Source organism: Cellulomonas composti, assembly GCF_007990245.1.
GTDB classification, from domain to species: domain Bacteria; phylum Actinomycetota; class Actinomycetes; order Actinomycetales; family Cellulomonadaceae; genus Cellulomonas; species Cellulomonas composti.
In genome coordinates this window covers 137,709-156,452 of record NZ_BJWG01000005.1, presented here as the reverse complement: position 1 = coordinate 156,452, position 18,744 = coordinate 137,709, and the positions used below count along the sequence as shown (strand labels likewise).

General features: G+C 75.0%; 12 protein-coding genes. 8 read left to right on the top strand and 4 right to left on the bottom strand.

All coding sequences use genetic code 11. The features are described from left to right. Positions 1-8 precede the first annotated feature (8 nt). The 4 genes from CCO02nite_RS07345 (at position 9) to CCO02nite_RS07330 (ending at position 5,642) form a co-directional block, all read left to right on the top strand. Positions 9-1,046 carry a phosphodiester glycosidase family protein gene (locus CCO02nite_RS07345; protein WP_146842475.1) on the top strand — a complete coding sequence of 346 codons (1,038 nt, stop codon included), beginning with the start codon at positions 9-11 and terminating at the stop codon, positions 1,044-1,046. Continuing rightward, a complete protein-coding gene (locus CCO02nite_RS07340) occupies positions 1,043-2,119 on the top strand; it encodes a bifunctional glycosyltransferase family 2/GtrA family protein (RefSeq protein WP_146842474.1) in 1,077 nt (358 codons plus the stop codon). Before CCO02nite_RS07345 ends, CCO02nite_RS07340 begins: the two co-directional genes overlap by 4 nt. A 34-nt stretch (positions 2,120-2,153) precedes the next feature. Continuing rightward, positions 2,154-4,106, top strand: a complete 1,953-nt coding sequence (locus CCO02nite_RS07335) for an alpha-amylase family protein (RefSeq protein WP_146842473.1) — start codon at positions 2,154-2,156, stop codon at positions 4,104-4,106. Between the two features lie 78 nt (positions 4,107-4,184). Beyond that, a complete protein-coding gene (locus CCO02nite_RS07330) occupies positions 4,185-5,642 on the top strand; it encodes a glutamate synthase subunit beta (protein ID WP_146842472.1) in 1,458 nt (485 codons plus the stop codon). Positions 5,643-5,681: 39 nt separating this feature from the next. On the opposite strand, the gene CCO02nite_RS15860 is transcribed toward CCO02nite_RS07330, so the two are convergent. Further along, the gene (locus CCO02nite_RS15860) at positions 5,682-6,323 is read right to left on the bottom strand and encodes a PASTA domain-containing protein (protein WP_222593162.1); all 642 of its coding nucleotides are present in this window, start codon (positions 6,321-6,323) and stop codon (positions 5,682-5,684) included. 115 nt (positions 6,324-6,438) lie between these two features. Between CCO02nite_RS15860 and CCO02nite_RS07320 the strand changes: the two genes are divergently transcribed. The 4 genes from CCO02nite_RS07320 to CCO02nite_RS07305 all read left to right on the top strand — a co-directional run bounded on the left by CCO02nite_RS07320 (position 6,439) and on the right by CCO02nite_RS07305 (position 10,117). Beyond that, complete coding sequence (locus CCO02nite_RS07320) at positions 6,439-6,738, top strand: DUF1905 domain-containing protein (protein WP_146842471.1); 300 nt, start codon at positions 6,439-6,441, stop codon at positions 6,736-6,738. Positions 6,739-6,794: 56 nt separating this feature from the next. Beyond that, entirely contained in the window at positions 6,795-7,838 is a 1,044-nt protein-coding gene (locus CCO02nite_RS07315; protein WP_186812608.1) for a glycoside hydrolase family 6 protein, read from the top strand. Between the two features lie 134 nt (positions 7,839-7,972). Continuing rightward, the gene (locus CCO02nite_RS07310; protein ID WP_146842469.1) at positions 7,973-9,256 is read left to right on the top strand and encodes a S1C family serine protease; all 1,284 of its coding nucleotides are present in this window, start codon (positions 7,973-7,975) and stop codon (positions 9,254-9,256) included. Between the two features lie 99 nt (positions 9,257-9,355). Next, positions 9,356-10,117, top strand: coding sequence for an alpha/beta hydrolase (locus tag CCO02nite_RS07305; RefSeq protein ID WP_146842468.1), 762 nt, complete (start codon positions 9,356-9,358; stop codon positions 10,115-10,117). Here the strand turns inward: CCO02nite_RS07305 and recD are convergent. Genes recD through recC form a run of 3 tightly spaced genes read right to left on the bottom strand, consistent with a single transcriptional unit; the run spans position 10,107 to position 18,744 of the window. Next, positions 10,107-11,924 (bottom strand): exodeoxyribonuclease V subunit alpha, encoded by a 1,818-nt coding sequence (recD, locus tag CCO02nite_RS07300; RefSeq protein WP_146842467.1) that lies wholly within the window; start codon positions 11,922-11,924, stop codon positions 10,107-10,109. The genes CCO02nite_RS07305 and recD overlap by 11 nt on opposite strands. Further along, positions 11,921-15,322: a UvrD-helicase domain-containing protein gene (locus tag CCO02nite_RS07295; RefSeq protein WP_146842466.1), complete on the bottom strand. Its 3,402-nt coding sequence runs from the start codon at positions 15,320-15,322 to the stop codon at positions 11,921-11,923. The genes recD and CCO02nite_RS07295 overlap by 4 nt, the downstream gene beginning before the upstream one ends. Beyond that, positions 15,319-18,744 carry an exodeoxyribonuclease V subunit gamma gene (recC, locus tag CCO02nite_RS07290; RefSeq protein ID WP_246117409.1) on the bottom strand — a complete coding sequence of 1,142 codons (3,426 nt, stop codon included), beginning with the start codon at positions 18,742-18,744 and terminating at the stop codon, positions 15,319-15,321. The genes CCO02nite_RS07295 and recC overlap by 4 nt, the downstream gene beginning before the upstream one ends.

Below are 18,744 nucleotides of genomic sequence, written 5' to 3'. Positions count from 1 at the left end.
CATGCCGCATGGACACGGACATCGAGATCGAGGTCGGGCGCCCGCCGCGACGCCGGCGGCTGCGGCGAGCGTTGCTCGCGAGCGGGCTCGCGGTCGTGCTGGCTGCCGGGGGAGGTGCGGCGTGGGCGCTCGACCGGTTCGTCGTCGACCACGTCGAGATCGACGACGTCGACGCGTACGTCGCGCAGCAGGCCGCCGCCGACGCCGCCGACGACACGACCGGCAGCACGACCGGCGACGACGCCTCCGCCGCCGGCGAGCTGACGGACACGACGTACACGTCCGACGACGCGAGCATCGGCGTGAGCACGGTCGTCGTCGGCAGCGGTGACGACCAGGTGACGTACTACGTCGCGGACGTGGTGCTCTCGGACGCGACGGTGCTGCAGTCGGCGTTCGCGCACAACGAGTACGGCACGAACATCACCGAGACGACGTCGCAGATCGCGGCCGACAACGACGCGGTCCTCGCGATCAACGGCGACTACTACGGCTTCCGCGACACGGGCATCGTCATCCGCAACGGCGTCGTGTTCCGCGACGAGGGCGCGCGCCAGGGTCTGGCGTTCTACCGCGATGGTCACGTCGAGGTGTACGACGAGACCGCGACGACGGCCGACGAGCTCGTCGCGGCCGGCGTGTGGAACACGCTGAGCTTCGGCCCGGCGCTGCTCGAGGACGGGCAGGTCGTGGCCGGCATCGACGACGTCGAGGTCGACACGAACTTCGGCAACCACTCGATCCAGGGTGAGCAGCCGCGCACGGCGGTCGGAGTGATCGACGACAACCACCTGGTCTTCGTCGTCGTCGACGGTCGCAGCAAGGGCTACAGCGCCGGCGTGACCATGACCGGGCTGGCCGAGATCATGCAGGACCTCGGCGCGCAGACCGCCTACAACCTGGACGGCGGCGGCTCGTCGACCATGGTGTTCGGCGGCGACCTGGTCAACGACCCGCTCGGCAAGGGCAAGGAGCGCGGGACGTCCGACATCCTGTACGTCGCGGGTCTTGGCACTGCGACGCGGACGGACGGCGCAGCGCCGTGATCGTCCTGATCCCCGCCTACGAGCCCGACGAGCGGCTCCTCCTGCTGATCACGCGCCTGCGCCGCGCCCGCCCTGACCTCGGTGTCCTGGTGGTCGACGACGGCAGCGGACCCGCGTACGCGACGGTGTTCGACGCGGTCGGCGCCGCGGGCGCGACGGTCGTGCACCACGACGTGAACCGCGGCAAGGGTCGGGCGCTCAAGACCGGGTTCGCCCACGTCGCGCAGCACCGGCCCGACGAGGCGGTCGTGTGCGCCGACTGCGACGGCCAGCACACCGTCTCGGACATCCTCGTCGTGGCGGACCGGGTGGCGGCAGCTGACGTCGACGTGGTGCTCGGCGCGCGCCAGTTCACGGGCGACGTCCCGCTGCGCTCCCGGTTCGGCAACAGCGCGACGCGCACGGCGTTCCGGCTCGGCACGGGCGAGGCGGTGCAGGACACGCAGACGGGGCTGCGGGCCTACCCGGCGCGCCTGCTCCCGTGGCTCGCGACGGTGCGCGGCGAGCGGTTCGAGTACGAGCTCGTCGTGCTGCTGCGCGCGGTCGCCGAGGGGATGACGATCCGCGAGGTCCCGATCGCGACGGTCTACCTCGACGCCAACGCGTCCTCCCACTTCCGCCCGCTCGTCGACTCGGTGCGCGTGTACGGGCCGCTGGCCCGGTTCGCCGCGTCGTCGCTGCTCGCCTTCGTCGTCGACGCGCTCGCGCTGCTGGTGCTGATGTCGCTGACGGGCTCGTTGGTGCTCTCGGTACTCGGCGCTCGCGCCGTGAGCTCGGCCGTGAACTTCGCGACGAACCGGCTGTGGGTGTTCCGCCGCCCGACACGCGACCCCGTGGGCCGCGAGGCCGTGCGGTACTGGTCACTCGCGGCGGTGCTGCTGGTCGCGGGTTACGGCGCGCTGTGGGCGCTGACGCACCTGGGTGTGCCGCTGCTGGCGGCCAAGGTGCTCACCGACCTGACGCTGTTCGTCGTCGGCTTCGAGGTGCAGCGCTCGCTCGTCTTCGTCCGGCGCCGTCGCGCGCAGCGCAACGAGGCGGCCGTGGCGGAGCAGGCGACCCGACCGGCCCGCTGAGCGACCTCACGCAGGCGGTGCCAGACTCGAGGGCATGACCCGACGACGGGCTCCGCTGGCCGCTCGTAGGCTCGCGGTCGACCGGCTCGCCGCCCTCCCGGAACATCGTCGGCAGATGTTCCTCGCGCGTCTCGACCGCTGGTGGGGCGACCTGGCGGCGGGCGTGCGCGGGGCGTACGCCGACGCCGCCGACGAGACGTGCCTGCGGCTCGTCGGGCTCGCGGCGGACGCCTACGCGCAGCGCGACGACGATCTGCACGACCTGGACCTGCGCCGGATGCTCGACCCGGCGTGGTTCCAGTCGCCCGCGATGCTCGGCTACGCCGCGTACGCGGACCGGTTCGCGCGCGACCTGCGGGGCGTGGCCGACGAGGTCGACTACCTGCGCGAGCTCGGTGTGACGTACCTGCACCTCATGCCGCTCCTGGCGCCGCGCGAGGGCGACAACGACGGCGGGTACGCGGTCGCGGACTACCGCACGGTGCGCGCGGACCTGGGCACCGTCGAGGACCTGCGCGCGCTCGCGGGGACGCTGCGCGCCGGCGGGATCAGCCTCGTCGTGGATCTCGTGCTTAACCACGTCGCGCGAGAGCACGAGTGGGCGCGGCTCGCGCGCGAGGGATCGGCGCGCCATCGCGCGTACTTCCACGTCTTCGACGACCGCACCGGACCGGATGCGTACGAGCGCACGCTCGTCGACGTGTTCCCGCAGTTCGCGCCCGGCAGCTTCACCTGGGACGACGAGCTGGCGGGCTGGGTGTGGACGACGTTCAACTCCTGGCAGTGGGACCTGAACTGGGCCAACCCGGACGTCCTGGTCGAGATGGCGGACGTGGTGCTCTTCCTGGCGAACCTCGGCGTCGAGGTGGTGCGGCTCGACGCGATCGCGTTCCTGTGGAAGCGACTGGGCACGTGGTGCCGCAACGAGCCGGAGGTGCACGCGATCACGCAGGCGCTGCGCGCGCTCGCCCGCATCGCGTGCCCCGCGCTCGCGTTCAAGGCGGAGGCGATCGTCGGGCCCGACGACCTCGTGCAGTACCTCGGCGTCGGCGCGCACGCCGGCCGGGTCAGCGACCTCGCGTACCACAACAGCCTCATGGTGCAGGTGTGGTCGATGCTTGCCGCGCAGGACGTGCGCCTCGCCGCGCACGCGCTGCGCCGACTGCCCGCCGCGCCGGCCGGGACCGCGTGGATCACGTACGTGCGGTGTCACGACGACATCGGCTGGGCGATCGACGACGCCGACGCGGCCGCCGTCGGGCTCGACCCGTACCTGCACCGCACGTTCCTGTCCGACTGGTACAGCGGCGCGTTCCCGGGCTCACCGGCGCGGGGCCTCGTGTTCCAGCTCAACCCCGAGACCGGTGACCGGCGCATCAGCGGCACCGCCGCGACGCTCGTCGGGCTGCCCGCCGCGCGCGCCGCGGGCGACCAGGTGTGGATCGACGAGGCCCTCGCGCGGCTGCGGCTCGCGCACGCGGTCGTGCTCGGCTGGGGTGGGGTGCCCGTGCTGTGGTCCGGCGACGAGCTGGGGCAGGGGGACGACGAGGCGTGGGCCGACGAGCCGGGGCACGAGGCCGACAACCGCTGGGCGCACCGCCCACGGCTCGACCGCGCCGCCGCCGCCCGCCGGCACGACCCGACGAGCGTCGAGGGGCGGCTGTTCGGCGACCTCGTGCACCTGGCCCGTGTGCGCGCGGCGCTGCCGCAGCTCGACGCGTCCGTGCCGGCGCAGGTGCTCGAGCCCGACGACCCGGGTGTGCTCGTCGTGCTGCACGAGCACCCGACGGGTCCGCTGGTCGCGGTGCACAACGTGACCTCGTCGTGGCGGCGCTTCCCCGGCTGGCGCTGGCGCGCCGTGGGGCTCGACGACGCGGTCGACGCGCTCACCGACGAACGGATCCGTCCGGGCGACGACGACCAGGTGTGGCTCGCGCCGCTGTCGGTGCGCTGGCTCGTCGGGTCCGCGCCTGGTTCGCCCGGCTGAGCGGCGGCTACGCGGCTCCGGCGTCGCGTGGGACCTTGGGTGTCCGGCTCGGATGTCGCGCGCATATACGGTTCGGGCATGGCCGATCCCCGGGGCTTCCTGCGCACACGTGACCGTGAGCTGCCCGCCGACCGAGCAGTTTCCGTCCGGATCCTGGACTGGGCCGAGGTGCACGGGCCGAGCCAGGCCGGCGCGATGGTCGCGCGGCAGGCGGGCCGCTGCATGGACTGCGGCGTGCCGTTCTGCCACCACGCGTGTCCGCTCGGGAACGTCATGCCGGAGTGGAACGACCTCGTCTGGCGCGGGCAGTGGCAGGACGCCGCGGACCGCCTGCACATGACGAACAACTTCCCGGAGATCACGGGCCGGATCTGCCCGGCGCCGTGCGAGTCGGCATGCGTGCTCGGCATCAACCAGCCGCCCGTGACGATCCGCAACATCGAGCTGAGCATCGTCGAGGAGGCGTTCGAGCGCGGCCTCGTGCAGCCGGCGCCGCCGCACCGGATGACGGGCCACTCGGTCGCGGTCGTCGGGTCCGGGCCCGCGGGCCTCGCGGCAGCCCAGCAGCTCACGCGCGCCGGGCACACCGTGTGCGTGTACGAGCGCGCCGACGCCCCGGGCGGCCTGCTGCGCTACGGCATCCCCGAGTACAAGCTGCCCGCCGCGATCCTCGAGCGCCGCCTCGACGTCATGCGTGCCGAGGGCACCGTGTTCCGCTGCGGCGTCGACGTCGGTGGTGACATCACGGGCGACGAGCTGCGCAGTCGCCACGACGCCGTGCTGCTCACGGTCGGCTCGACGATCCCGCGCGACCTGCCCGTGCCCGGCCGCGACCTGGCCGGGGTGCGCACCGCGATGGAGTACCTCGTGCCCGCGAACCTGGCCGCGCTCGGCCAGGCGCCCGTGGGCCAGCCGCTCGCGACCGACCGCGACGTCGTCGTGATCGGCGGCGGTGACACCGGCGCCGACTGCGTCGGGACGGCCGTGCGCCAGGGCGCCCGGTCCATCACACAGCTCGAGATCCTCGCCGAACCGCCGCACGAGCGGCCGGCCGGCCAGCCGTGGCCCACCTACCCGCAGGTCTTCCGCGTCAACAGCGCGCACGAGGAGGGCGGCGAGCGCGTGTTCGCCGTCAGCACGCTCGCGATCGAGGGCGACGACGGGGTGGTCACGGGCCTGCGGCTCGTCGACGTCGAGCGCACGGCCACCGGGTTCTCGCCCGTCGCCGGCACCGAGCGCACGCTGCCCGCTCAGCTCGTCGTGCTCGCGCTCGGCTTCGCCGGTCCCGAGCGAGGGGCGATCGTCGAGCAGCTCGGTGTCGAGATCGACGGCCGCGGCGTCCTGGTGCGCGACGACGACTTCGCGACCCCCGTCCCGGGTGTCTACGCCGCGGGCGACTGCGGACGCGGTCAGTCGCTCATCGTGTGGGCCATCGCCGAGGGCCGCGCGGCGGCCGCCGCGATCGACCGTGCGCTGACCGGGGCGACTGACCTGCACGCCCCCGTGCGCGCGAGCACGATGGCCCTGCGCGCCTGAGCGACGAAGGACTGCGCCGGGCGGCCGGCTCCATGGTCGTCAGGGGCAGAGCTCGTCGAGCTTGACGGCCGCGAGCGTCACGAGGATGTCTACGGACGCCTCCGTCCCCGCCGCCGGGTCCTGGCTGCACACCTTCCAGTTGCGATCGAGCACCTGCACCCGGCCCAGCCCCGACGCGTCCTGCTGGTCCATCGCGTAGGAACCGAGGCTCTGCAGCAGGTCCTGGGCGTCCTGGAGGTTCGCGCCGACGACGTCCGGCATGGTGAAGGTCTCCGGTAGCGCAGGAGTTGCAGCCGGCTCCGACGGCTCGGGCTCCTCGATCGGTTCCGACGGCTCGGGCTCCTCGGTCGGCTCCGACGGCTCGGGCTCGGCGGACTCGATCTCACACGTTCGGTCGACGACGACCCGCACGGCCACGGCAGGCTGTCCCGGCGCCGGGTCCTGTTCGCAGACCTCCCAGTTGGACTCGTCGACCACACCGAAGGCGCCTCCGCCGACGACCTCGACCTCGTCCTCGGGGACACCCGCGCGCGTCAGGTCGCTCAGTGCGACATCCAGGCGCTGGCCGACGACATCCGGCGTGGTGGGCGGTGGAACGTCCTCGCCCTCGGAGCCGCACGCGCCGAGGAACGCGACCGCAAGCAGCGCGGTGAGGGCGACGCGCATGGGGTGCTTGTGCATGGCGAACTCCTGGTAGGGCAGCAGGTTGTGCCCATGACATCGACCGGTGGGCCGAACTTCTTGACCATGCGCGCGGCTCGGTCGCCGTGTGGGTGGCGTGCGCGACGATGTCCGCATGGTCGAGTACGAGTTCGACGCCGATCTGCACCTGTGGGACGCGCGCAAGCACGACTCGTGGACCTTCGTGGACGTGCCCACCGACGTGGCCGACGAGATCGCTGACGTCGCCGCCGGGGTGACCCGCGGGTTCGGCTCTGTGCGCGTCGAGGTGACGATCGGCCGCACGACGTGGCGGACCTCGATCTTCCCGGGCGCGACGACGTACGCGTTGCCCGTCAAGGCGGCCGTGCGGCGCGCCGAGTCCGTCGGCGCGGGGGACCACGCGCACGTGCTGCTCCGGCTGGTGGACGTGTGAGCACGACGAGCCCGCGATCGGTGCCGAGCGGCGCCACGGGCGCCTACCATCGGCGCGTGACGTCAGCCTCCGCAGCCCACGGTCGCGCGCGCCTCCTGCGACGCCGGACGATCGCCCTGGCGCTCGCGGGCGCGCTCGTCGGCGCGCTGCCCGCTGCTCCTGTCGCGGCGCTCGGGGTGGCGCCGAGCGGGTCCGAGGTCGACCCGCGGCTGACGCAGCCGCTGTACGTCGACACCGAGAGCCAGGCGCTCGAGGCGGTCCGGGCCGCGAAGGCCGCGGGCAACACCGCACTCGCCGCGAAGCTCAAGATCATCTCGTCGGCGCCGCAGGCACGGTGGGTCGGCGACTGGGGCACGCTCGAGCAGACGCGTGCGTCGGTCGCGCAGTACGTCAAGGCCGCACGGACCGCGAAGCGCACGCCGGCGATCGTCGTCTACGCGATCCCGAACCGGGACTGCGGCGGGTACTCAGGGGGCGGCCTGACACCCGAGACCTACCCCGGCTGGATCGCGCAGATCGCGAAGGGGCTGACCGACGGTGCGGTCAGCGGGAGCAGCCGCGCGATCGTGCTGCTCGAGCCGGACGCCCTCATGTCCGACTGCGCCGACGCCACGCGCAACCGCCTCCTCAAGGACGCCACCGCGGCGCTCGCCGCGACGGGCGCGTGGGTCTACCTCGACGCGGGGCACTCGAACTGGCGCAGCGCGACGGACACGGCCGCCCGCCTCAAGGCTGCGGGCGTCGGCAAGGCGCGCGGCTTCTTCACCAACGTCTCCAACTTCAACGCCACGTCCGACGAGCAGGCCTACGGACGCGACGTCGGCACCGCGCTGTCGAGGCTCGGCGTCGGCTCGGCGCACCGCCACTTCGTCGTCGACACGTCGCGCAACGGTCAGGCCACGGCGAACGGCCAGTGGTGCAACCCGCCCGGACAGGGCCTGGGCCGGCGGCCCGCGCTGTCCACGGCCGGTTACCCGCTGGACGGGCTCCTGTGGGTGAAGCGCCCGGGTGAGTCCGACGGCGCCTGCAACGGTGGGCCCGCGGCGGGCCAGTGGTGGCAGCAGTACGCGCTCGACCTGGTGCGTCTGCGCGCGCGCTGACGACTCCGCGCGCTGACGGGTCGGCGCGCAGCTCACAGCGAGCTCCGAGGCCACGCGCAGCCCGCGTCCGGTTCGCGGAGGTTCTCTGTTCTCCAGGCGCCCCCACCGCGGGCGGCGCGAAGGAGGACTGGACCATGACGGAGCAGACCACCCACCAGCCGGTCGAGACGCACCGCTCGTCGCCGCGCACCCTGCGGCTCGTGGTGCTCGGCATCGCCCCGGCCGTCGCGCTCGCCGTGGCGCTCGGCGTGGCAGCGGTCGTCCGCTCCGCGACCGAGGACACCAGCGCGTCCGCCTCGACCGCGATCAGCACGGCGAACGGGACGGCGCAGGGCGCCGCGTACGGGTTCCCCGGCGGTTCGAAGGACGGTGGCGCTCAGAGCGGTGGGGCAGCGGGTGGCTGGTCCGGCGGCCCGGCGGGCGATGCCGTCGGCGGTGGCACCGACGGCTCGTCGTCGGGGTCGACCGCGGGCGGGGTGACGTCCGCCGTCGCGGCCGACGCGGAGCAGGAGGTGGGCGTGGTGACGATCGTCAGCACGCTCGGCTACGAGCAGGCCACGTCCGCGGGCACGGGGATGGCACTGACGTCGGACGGTCTCGTGCTGACGAACAACCACGTGATCGAGGGCGCGACGTCGATCGAGGTCACGGTCGAGTCGACCGGCGCGACGTACACCGCGACGGTCGTCGGGACGGCGCCGGACGCGGACGTCGCGGTCCTGCAACTCGAGGGTGCGAGCGGGCTCGCCACGGTGACGATCGACGACGACGGCGTGGCCGTCGGCGACGCGATCACCGCGATCGGCAACGCCGAGGGGACCGGCGACCTGGTCGCGGCCGTCGGTGTCGTGACCGCGCTGGACCAGACGATGACCGCGACGACCGAGGGCGCCGGCACCGAGACGCTCGACGGGCTCGTCGAGCTGCAGGCCGACGTCGTCTCCGGCGACTCCGGAGGGCCCGTCGTCGACGCGGAGGGTGAGGTCGTCGGCATCACGACGGCCGCCTCCAGCGGGTCGTGGGTGACCGTCGCGTACGCGATCGACATCCAGGACGCGCTCGCGATCGCCGAGCTCATCGAGTCCGGCGAGGGTGGCACCGGCATCACGCTCGGCTACCCGGCGTTCCTCGGCGTCCAGCTCGCGAGCACGACGACCGGCTCCGGGGCGTCGGCCGGCACCACGAGCGGCGCGACGATCGCCGGCGTCATCGACGGCACACCCGCCGTCACGGCCGGGCTGGCCGCCGGCGACGTGATCACGTCGGTCGGGGGGGTCGCGGTCTCGTCGTCCGACGAGCTGAGCGCGGCACTCGACGGCTTCCAGCCCGGCGACGAGGTCGCGCTCACTTGGCTCTCGGCGAGCACCGGTGCGACGGCGTCCGCGACCGTGACGCTCGTCGCGGGCCCGGCCGACTGAACCGTGCGAGCCGCACGGTCCCCGCGCCCGGCCGGAGATCTCTGCCAGGCTGGGCGTCGACGCACGAGGACACCCGGGCGACGACGAGGAGGCCGACCGATGGCGCTGGTGACCTGCCACTTCTTCTCCGAGGTGCTCGAGGAGAGCACGTCGATCACCGTGCTGCTGCCGCAGGCCACCCGTGCGCAGATCGGGCTGGCGGGGGTCGCCTCCGACGACCCGCCACCCGTGCTGTACCTGCTGCACGGCCTGTCCGACGACGAGACGATCTGGACGCGGCGCACGTCGGTCGAGCGCTACGCCGACGAGAGGGGTCTGGCGGTCGTCATGCCGCGCGTGGGCCGCTCGTTCTACGCCGACGAGCGGCACGGCGCCGCGTACTGGACGTTCCTGTCGCAGGAGCTCCCCGAGGTCGTCGCGTCGTTCTTCCGGGTCTCGACGCGGCGCGAGGACACGTTCGTCGCGGGGCTGTCGATGGGCGGGTACGGCGCGCTCAAGTGGGCGCTGCGCGAACCGCACCGGTTCGCCGCGGCGGCCTCGCTCTCGGGAGCGCTCGACATCGCGCCCGACGAGGGCCTGCGCACCCAGACCGTGCCGCACGTGTGGGGCGGTCTGCCGCCCGGGCCCGACGACGACCTGCTCGACCTGCTCGACCGCGCCGATCCCGCGACGCTGCCTGCGCTGTTCGTCGCGTGCGGTACCGAGGACTTCCTGCACGACCAGAACCTGCGGTTCCTCGCGTGCGCCGACGAGCGCGGCATCCCGGTGCACCGCGACGTCGACGGCCCGGGCGCGCACGAGTGGGGCTACTGGGACGAGCAGGTCCGTGCGGTCCTGGACTGGCTGCCGATTAGCCGCTGAGACCGCCCGGCCGGGCCAGGCCGCTCGCGCGCTGGACGGGGCGTCGGACCGCTGCCCGCACCGCGGCCTCGCTCCCGACGACGCGGATCAGCTCGCGAGCACGCGTCACGGCCGTGTACAGGAGCTCACGCGTCAGCAGCGGCGAGCCGGCGGGCGGCAGGAGCGCCGTGACGCGCGTGAACTGGCTGCCCTGGCCGCGGTGCACCGTCATCGCGTACACGCTCTGGGTCGCCGGGAGCCGGTGCGTCGGCACGGTCACGACGGCGTCCGGAGCGCCGAACGCGCAGGTCACGCCGTCCGGCGTCGCGACAACGACGCCGGTGTCGCCGTTGTAGAGCCCGGTGGCCCGGTCGTTGCGGGTGACGATGAGCGGTCGACCCACCGGGAACGGCGCAGACGACCGCCCGCCCGACTCCTGGGCGACCCAGTCCTGCGTGACGGCGGCCCAGTGCGCGACGCCCGCGGGTCCGCGGCGGTGGGCCAGCAGCAGCCGGTGCTCGTCGAGCGCCGAGAGCGCCCGTGCCGCATCACCCGCGCGCGCAGCCTCGACGAGCGCCCGACCCGTCGAGCGGACGTCCGCCTCGAGGCTCGCGACGTCCGTCGCGGTCGGCACCGGCCCCGTCGTCGGCACCCACTGCACGTGCCGTCCGCCCGCGCGCAGCAGCGCGATCGTGAGGTCGTCGTCGCCGGTGCGGATCGCGCGCGCGAGAGCGGCCAGGTCCGCCCCGAACCGGTGCTCGCGCGTGAGCTCGACGACGCCCTGATCGAGCCCGGCGACCAGGTCGCCGAGCACGGCGCCCGCCTCGACGCTCGCGAGCTGGTGGGCGTCGCCGACCAGGACCAGGCGGGCGTCGGGCCGCACGGCGGACATCAGCCGCGCCATCAGCGACAGCGACATCATCGAGCACTCGTCGACCACGACGACGTCGTGCGGGAGGCGACGGCCGGGTCCGTGGGCGAAGCGCGTCGTGCTGCCGGCCCAGCCGAGCAGGCGGTGCACCGTGCCGGCGTGCAACTCGCCGGCACGTTCGCGGTCCTCGTCGTGCGCGAGCGCCCGTAGCTCTGCGTTGACCGACTCCTGCAGGCGCGCGGCGGCCTTGCCGGTCGGCGCCGCGAGCGCGACCCGCAGCCCTGGCCCCGCGACGTCCTGCAGCGCGGCGACGAGCCGCGCGACCGTCGTCGTCTTGCCGGTGCCCGGCCCGCCCGTCAGCACGGTCAGGCGGGAGGTCGCGGCCGCGCGGACCGCGGCCTGCTGGCGGTCGTCTTCGGCGCGCGGGAACAGCCGATCCACGGCCGCGTCGAGTCGGTCGGGATCCACCGGGACCGGGACGAGCCGCTGCGCGACCTGCGTGCGCACCTCGACCTCGTCGCGCCAGTACCGGTCGAGGTAGAGCCGGCCGTCGCACCACCGCAGCGGCCGGTCCGCGGGTCCGTCGGCGCCGTCCGCGACGGCCGGGCTGGCGCGCACGGCCGCGACCCACGCCGCAGCCTCCGGCCACGGCAGGTGCACGGGTGTCGGTGCGGGGGAGCTCGGGTCCGCGTCGTCGTCCTGCGCGGGTTCGACGACGAGCGTGGCGGCCTCCGCGAGCACGACGCACACCGAACCGGCGCGCAGCGCCCGGACGGCGAGCGCCGCGGCGAGCTGCACGCTCTCGTCCTGCTCGCCGCACAGTCCCGTGACCCGCCGGGCGACGTGCACGTCCGCCGACGTCAGCACGCCCGCGGCGGCGAACGGCCCGAGCAGGCCCGGCACACGCCAGGGCACGTCGGCGCGGGGATCCTCGACGAGCGGCAGCGGTGCGGTCATGAGGTACCCGCCAAGAGGTCGGAGAGGCCGAGCACGAGCGCGGTCGGCGGGCGCCACGCCAGCACGCCCGTGGGCGTCGGCCCGCCGGGACCGTCGACGACCGGGGTGTCCGGGCCGAGCATCCCCCGGACGAAGAGGTAGAGCCCACCGCCCAGGTGCGCACCGGGGTCGTACGTCGGCATGCGCCAGCGCAGGAACCGGTGCAGCGCGACCGAGTACAGCAGCAGCTGCAGCGGGTAGTGGTGCTCGGACATCGCCTCCACCATCGCCGCGGGCCGGTAGTGCCACGTGCTCAGCGGCTCGTCGAACGACCCGAGCCGGTTCGTCTTGTAGTCCACGACGAGGAACGCGTGCTCGTCGGGCCGGGTCGTCGAGGGCACGCGCAGCACGGCGTCGATGCTGCCCGTGAGGTATCCGCGCAGCACGCCGGCGGACAGCGCCGGGTCCTCGAGCCGGTCCGCGTAGGACGCGAACGCGTCGTCGTCGGGCAGGTGCTCGCGCAGCAGGGTGGCGACGTCGCGCAGGCGGGCGGCGGCGCGTGCGCCGACGTCCCCGCCCGCGAGCGGGAGCTCGAACTCCAGCTCCGCGAGCCGGTCGGACGGCGCGACGTCCGCAAGCGAGCGGCCGCCCGCGAGCCGGCCGAGCGGGGTGTGCAGCGACGGGAGCAGCGCGTCCGCGAGCTCCTGCGGACCGACGGGCAGCACGCGGGCGCGATCCGCCTCGCCGCAGCGCAGCGCGACCTCCGCCGCGAGGTCGCTCGCTCGCGTGTCCACGTGCTCGAGCACGTGGTGCACCAGGGTGCCGAACGCCGTCCCCGCGGGCAGGTCGGCCATCGGCGAGAGCAGCGTCCGCAGCTCGGCCACCTCGTCGGGCGTCGCCGGCGTGCCCGGCCCCGCCGTCGGCGCCGCTGCCGGCGACGCCGACTCGGGCTCGTCCTGCACCCCGAACGCCTCGGGCTCGGCCGCGGGCGCGACGTGCCGCGCGTCGTACGCGCCCGACGTCAGACCCGTGTACGACGTGCGGCGCCACGAGGTGTCGAGCCCGCGGTCCCACCGCGCGAGCGACAGCGCCGGGACGGGGGCCGCGGGTGGCGACCACCGCGCCGCGGGCCGGGCGGTGGCGACGACCTCGTGCACCAGCGCCCCGTCGGTCCGCGCGGCGAGGGCCGCGAACGCCGCCGTGACGGCTTCGTCGGCCGGGACCGGCACCTCGGTGGCGGGTGTCCCGTCGGCGTCCCGCTGCGCGAGCAGCAGCCGCGAGAGCGGGCTGCGCTCGGAGTTGCGGCTCGGCGCCCACCACACGACCACCTGACTGTGCGCGCGCGTCAGCGCGACGTACGCGAGCCGCAGCTGCTCGCCCGCCTCGTCCTGCTGGTGGGCGACCAGGTCCTCGCCGTAACCCGGGCTGCCGGGCCCTCCGACGTGGAGCGTGCGCACGTCGTCGCGGTGCAGGTGCAGCACCTGAGGGCTGGGCTGCACCCACGCGTCCCACGCGAACGGCACCATCGTGACCGGGAACTGCAGGCCTTTGCTCGCGTGCACGGTGATGACCTGCACGGCCGCGGCGTCGGTCTGCAGCCGGCGGCTGCGTTCCTCGGTGTAGTCGCGGGCCGACTCGTCGATGCGTGCGCGCAGCCACTCGAGCAGCGCGCTCGCGCCGAGCCCGTCGCGCACCGCCGCGGCGTGCAGCGACTCGCCGACGTGCCGCAGGTCGGTGAGCTCGCGTTCGCCGTCGTCGGTGCGCATGACGCGCTCGCGCATCCCGGTGGCCGCCGCAGCCTCGAGCACCGCCGCGACGCCGTGGCCGGCGAGCGTGCTCGCCCATGCGCGGACGCGTTCGGTCAGTCGGTCCCGCGCGGCGTCGTCCGCGAGCCCGAGCTCGTCGGGCGTCCAGCCGAGGAACGGGGTCAGCGCCGCGCCGGCCGCCCGTCGCGCGTCGTCGGGGCGCGCGAGCGCCGAGAGCAGGGTCAGCCAGTGCTGTGCGGCCCGCGTGCCGAACACGCTCGTGAGCCCCGAGATCACCGCCGGCACGCCCGCGGCCGTCAGCGCCTTCTGCACCTCGCGCGCGTCGCGGTTCACGCGGACCAGCACCGCGATGTCGCCCGGTGCGACCGGCCGGCTCGTGGGAGCGGCGCCTGAGTCGACGTCCACCCGGCACGTGCGCAGCGTCTCGACGACCTGCGTCGCGACGTCGGCGTACAGCAGCGTGCGGATCTGACCGATCAGCGGCACCTTCGTCGTGCCGAACGCCGCGCGCGTGAGCTGGCGCAGCACCACCGGCGGGCCGCCCGAGAGCCGCCGGCCGACGCGGCGGGCCTGCACCGGCCGCACGACGATGTCGCGGTGGCCGAGCGCCGCACCCTCGAGGATCGGTCGCAGCCCCGCCAGCACCGGAGGGTCCGCGCGGTGGTTGTGCGCGAGCGTCTGCCGCCGGCCCTCGCGCGCAGCGCGCAGGTAGGTCGCCACGTCGGCGCCGCGGAAGGCGTAGATCGCCTGCTTCGGGTCGCCGATCAGCACGAGCGTGCGCCGGCCGTGGAACGCGGTGCGCAGGATCTGCCACTGCACCGGGTCGGTGTCCTGGAACTCGTCGACCATCACGACCCGGAACGCCGAGCGCACCCGCTCGACCGCCGCGGCCCCGGTGACCGGGTCGAGCAGCGCGTCGCGCACGAGCGTGAGCAGGTCGTCGTAGTCGACGACGCCCGAGGCGCGCTTGCGGCGCACCATCTCCTGCTGCGCGACCTGGGCGAGGCGGAACCGGTGGAACTCCGCCGTCCCCGGTTCGGCCGCGTGCGGCTCGAGGACCGCCTCCTGGTCGGACATCGCGGCGTGGGCCAGCTCGCGCGCGTCAGGCACGGTCACGAGCGGCGCAGGGTCGGCGGCGTACTTGCGCAGGTACAGGTCGTCGACGACCTCCGCCTCGAGGTCGGCCACGTCGGGCAGGAGCGTCGCGCCGTGGTCGACGTCCGCCGTGGTGCCGAGCATCGCGAGCATCTGCTGGCAGAAGCCGTGCGTCGTCGTGATCGTCGCAGCGTCGAACTCGGCGAGCGCGCGGGCCAGGCGCGCGCGGCGCAGCGCGACCTCGCCGGGCGCCGCGTCGGCGAGTAGCGCCACGACCTCGTCCGACGACGAGCGCGCCGCGGGGGTCCGCAGCGCGCGCTCGACCTCGAGCAGCCTGGCCCGGACCCGGTCCCGCAGCTCGCCGGTCGCCATCCGGCCGAAGGTCACGAGCATGAGCTCGGGCAGACGGACGTCCTGCTCCGCGACGTAGCGCACCGCCAACGAGGCGATCGTCCACGTCTTGCCGGTGCCGGCGCTCGCCTCGAGGACCACGGTCTCGACCCCGGGCAGCGGGGCCCGGACGTCGAACACCTCGAGGTCGCGCGGCTCGCCGCTCACGGTGCCTCCTCGAAACGCTCGTGCAGCAGCAGCTCACGCCAGACGCGGGAGGCCAGCGCCCCGAACCGCGTGGGCTCGTCCGGCCGCGCCGCCACATCGGCCGGCGTCGGCGTGCCGAGCAGGTCGTCGAGCTCGAAGCCGTCGCCCCACGCGAGCGTGTGATAGGCGTCGGCGCGCTCGTAGCCGCCGCGGCCGTTCTCGGCCGCGTCGAGCGTGCCGAGCTCCTTGCGTGCGTCGGCGAGCGCCTCGCGCGTCGATCCGCCCTGCCAGCGTCGGCTCGCATACGCGTGGCTGGTCCGGGTCAGCAGCGGGATCGGTTCGCGCATCGCCTCGCCGTGCACGGCGAGCAGCTCCGCGAGGACCGTCCGCGCGTGCTCCGGGTCGGGTGCGCGCAGCACGGAGACGCTCGCGCCGCCCTTCTGGCGCCCGATCGTGATCGCCGACCGCACGCGCGGCGCGTCCCCGGGCTCCGACGCGGCCAGCAGCAGCAGCCGCAGCCACGAGCGCAGCAGGTGCTTGGGGGCGAGCGTCGAGTAGGTGGTCGACACGAGCCGGCCGTCGTGCACGCCGTCGACGGTTCCGGTCAGGTCCCGGCCGGCGATCCGGACGCGCGCGTCGAGCGTCCGCTCGGCGCCCGTGACGAACGCGCGGGCCGACTCGAGCACCGGGACGACGCCGTCGAGGATGCGCGCCATCTCCGCGCTGCCCAGCTCACGCGGCGGCAGGTGCCCCCGCCGGCGCTGGGCGTCCGCGGCGGCGGCCAGGTCGACGCCGCCGAGCGAGGCCCGTACGAGCCGGTCGCCGACCTGCCAGCGTGCCAGCGGGTCGAGCTCGAGCGGCATCCGGTCGTCGAGCTGCGGCGAGTCGCTCGGCAGGCGCGCGCCGAGCCGCTGGACGAAGAAGGCGCGTGGGGCGTGCTGGAGCGCGCGGACCAGCTCGTCGACGTCGGTGCCCTCGACCGTCGGTGCCGGCGGCAGCGGGGTCGTCACCAGGGGTCCCGCGGGTGTGCGCGGGCCGCCCGCCGCCCGCGCCGCCGCGAGGTCGAGCGCGTCGAAGCCGAACGGTCCGGGCCGGCCGAGCGCGCCCGGCTCGAACGTCCGCGGGTCGGCCGGCTGCAACGGGTGCTCGACGACGAGCGCGCCGCGCGCGCCGCCGGGCAGCTCGGCGGCGTCGTCGAGCGCGTCGAGCAGCTCGCCCACCGGGACGCATGGCGGCCGGTGGGCACCCGTCCGCTCGTCGGCGCCCGAGTGCAGCACGACGAGGTGCTCGGTCGCGGACGTCACCGCGTCCAGGAACAGCTGGCGGTCCTCCTGGCGCCGGTCCCGTTCGCCGACGAGCGGGTCGCGGGCCAGCACGTCGTCGCCGTCGCGCCGCCCTGCGCGTGGAAAGGCGCCGTCGTCCATCCCGAGCAGCGCCACGACCCGGTGCGGGACCGCCCTCATCGGCGCGAGCGAGCACACGGTGAGCGCGCCCGTCCGGAACCCGGTCCGCGTCGCGCGGCCCTCGAGCCGGGGGAGCAGGAGCGCGACGACGTCGGGCAGCCGCAGCACGGCACCGTGCCCGGCCGCGGCGGCACGCGCGTCGGCGAGCACCCGGCCCGCCTCGCCCTCCTGCCACCTGTCGGCCGGGGCCACGTCCGTGAGCAGCACCAGCGCACGTTCGAGCGTGTCGAACCAGTAGCCCGCGTCGTGCTCGCCCGCGAGCGCCGCCAGGACGGCCGTGAGTCGGTCGAGCAGCTCGACCACGCGCCCGACGAGCGCGACGTCGGACGAGCCGACGTCGTCGACCGGCAGCACCGCCCCGACGTAGCGCTGGTCCTCCTCGGCCATCGCGACCCCCAGCAGCAGGCGGTCGAGACCCGCTGACCAGGTGCCCTGCGGCACGGTGCCGAGCTGGTAGCGCGCCCGGCGGTGCTCGTCCTCGCCCCAGTGCACGCCGGCCTCGAGGGTCCACGCACGGAACCGGTCCAGGGCCTCGTCGTCGAGCGAGAACCGCCGCCGCACCGGTTCGGTGCCCGCGAGGTCGACGACCGCGGACGCGGTGACGCGCGAGCTCGCGAGCTCGAGCACGGTGGCCAGGACCGCGAGCACTGGGTTGGCACGGGCCGGGGCGCGGTCGGCGATCCGTACGCGCAGCGTCCGGCCGGGGTGCTCGGGCGTGACGGCCTGGCCCGCGACCTCCGGCGTGGGCCCGAACACCGCATGCACCAGCGGCGCGAACGCGTCGACGTCCGGGCACATCACCACGACGTCCCGCGGCTCGAGAGTCGGGTCGTGCGCGAGCAGCCCGACGACCACGTCCCGCAGCACCTCCACCTGGCGCGTCCGACCGTGGCACGCATGCACCTGGACCGACCGGTCGTCGGGCGCGGGGACGTGGCGCGGGACGGTGTCGTCGTCGCCGACGTCCGCGCGCAGGCGCGCCTGCAGCGCGCCCAGCACGCTCGTCGCCGGGGCAGGCGTCGCCACCTCGTGGACGCAGGGGTTCGACGCGGCCACGCGCGCGGCGAGCTCGACCGCGTCGTTCGCGGTCGAGCGCAGCAGCGCGTTCCGGGCGGGTGAAGGCACCTCACGACGGCGTGCAGGGGTGGCGAGCGGGGCGACCGCGCGCCAGACGGCGAGCGACGGCTGGGGGAGCCACAGATGCACCTCGCGCCGCTCGGCGAGCGCGGCCAGGACCCGCAGATGCGCGTCGGGCAGCGCGGTGGGCCCGAACACGCTCAGTCGCGCGGGGAGGTCGACCAGCGCCGGCTCCTGCTCGAGCCGGGTCGTCGCGTCGTCGATCCGCAGCGCCGGGGGCGGCCCGAGCCGGGCCTCGAGCTCGCGCCACAGACGCGGCTGCCAGCGCAGGTCGGCGGGCAGCGGGGAGCCCGCGCCGTCGTCGTCCCCGCCGTGCGTCCACGAGCGCGCGAGTGTGGGCCGCCGCGCGTCGTACGCCGCGAACAACGTGGCGACCCGTTGCGCGAGCTGCATGCGCCGTCCGCGCCGCAGCTCGAGGCGGTGCTCCGGCGCGGTGCCGGGGTGGCCGAGGTGGTGGGCGACCGCGCCGAGCCAGGGCTCGTCGCCGAGCTCGTCGAGAGCGTCGAGCATGTGCCACGCGAGCTGCTCGGGCCCCCACGGGTCGTCCTGGTCCGTGTGCCCGGCGACCGCGGCGAGCACACCCGCGACGATCCGCGCGGGCGAGTCGAAGCGGACGTTCGCGCACACGCCGTCGTCCCCCTCCGCGGCGCCCAACCGGTGCGCGAGGCGTTGGCTGACCCAGCGCTCGACGCCGCGTGTCGGTACGGCCACGACGTCCGGCTCGAACGGGTCCGCCGGCGGCACGACGAGCACATCCCCGAGCGCCGCCACCAGCGCATCGGCTCGCTCGGCGACGTGCACGTGCAGCCGCCCCCGCAGCTCGCGCGCCCCGTCGTCGTCCAC

Coding starts and splice junctions, on each gene's coding strand:
- CCO02nite_RS07345 (WP_146842475.1), top strand. CDS start 9: ATGGACACGGACATCGAGATCGAGGTCGGGCGCCCGCCGCGACGCCGG.
- CCO02nite_RS07335 (WP_146842473.1), top strand. CDS start 2,154: ATGACCCGACGACGGGCTCCGCTGGCCGCTCGTAGGCTCGCGGTCGAC.
- CCO02nite_RS07330 (WP_146842472.1), top strand. CDS start 4,185: ATGGCCGATCCCCGGGGCTTCCTGCGCACACGTGACCGTGAGCTGCCC.
- CCO02nite_RS15860 (WP_222593162.1), bottom strand. CDS start 6,323: ATGCACAAGCACCCCATGCGCGTCGCCCTCACCGCGCTGCTTGCGGTC.
- CCO02nite_RS07320 (WP_146842471.1), top strand. CDS start 6,439: ATGGTCGAGTACGAGTTCGACGCCGATCTGCACCTGTGGGACGCGCGC.
- CCO02nite_RS07310 (WP_146842469.1), top strand. CDS start 7,973: ATGACGGAGCAGACCACCCACCAGCCGGTCGAGACGCACCGCTCGTCG.
- CCO02nite_RS07305 (WP_146842468.1), top strand. CDS start 9,356: ATGGCGCTGGTGACCTGCCACTTCTTCTCCGAGGTGCTCGAGGAGAGC.
- recD (WP_146842467.1), bottom strand. CDS start 11,924: ATGACCGCACCGCTGCCGCTCGTCGAGGATCCCCGCGCCGACGTGCCC.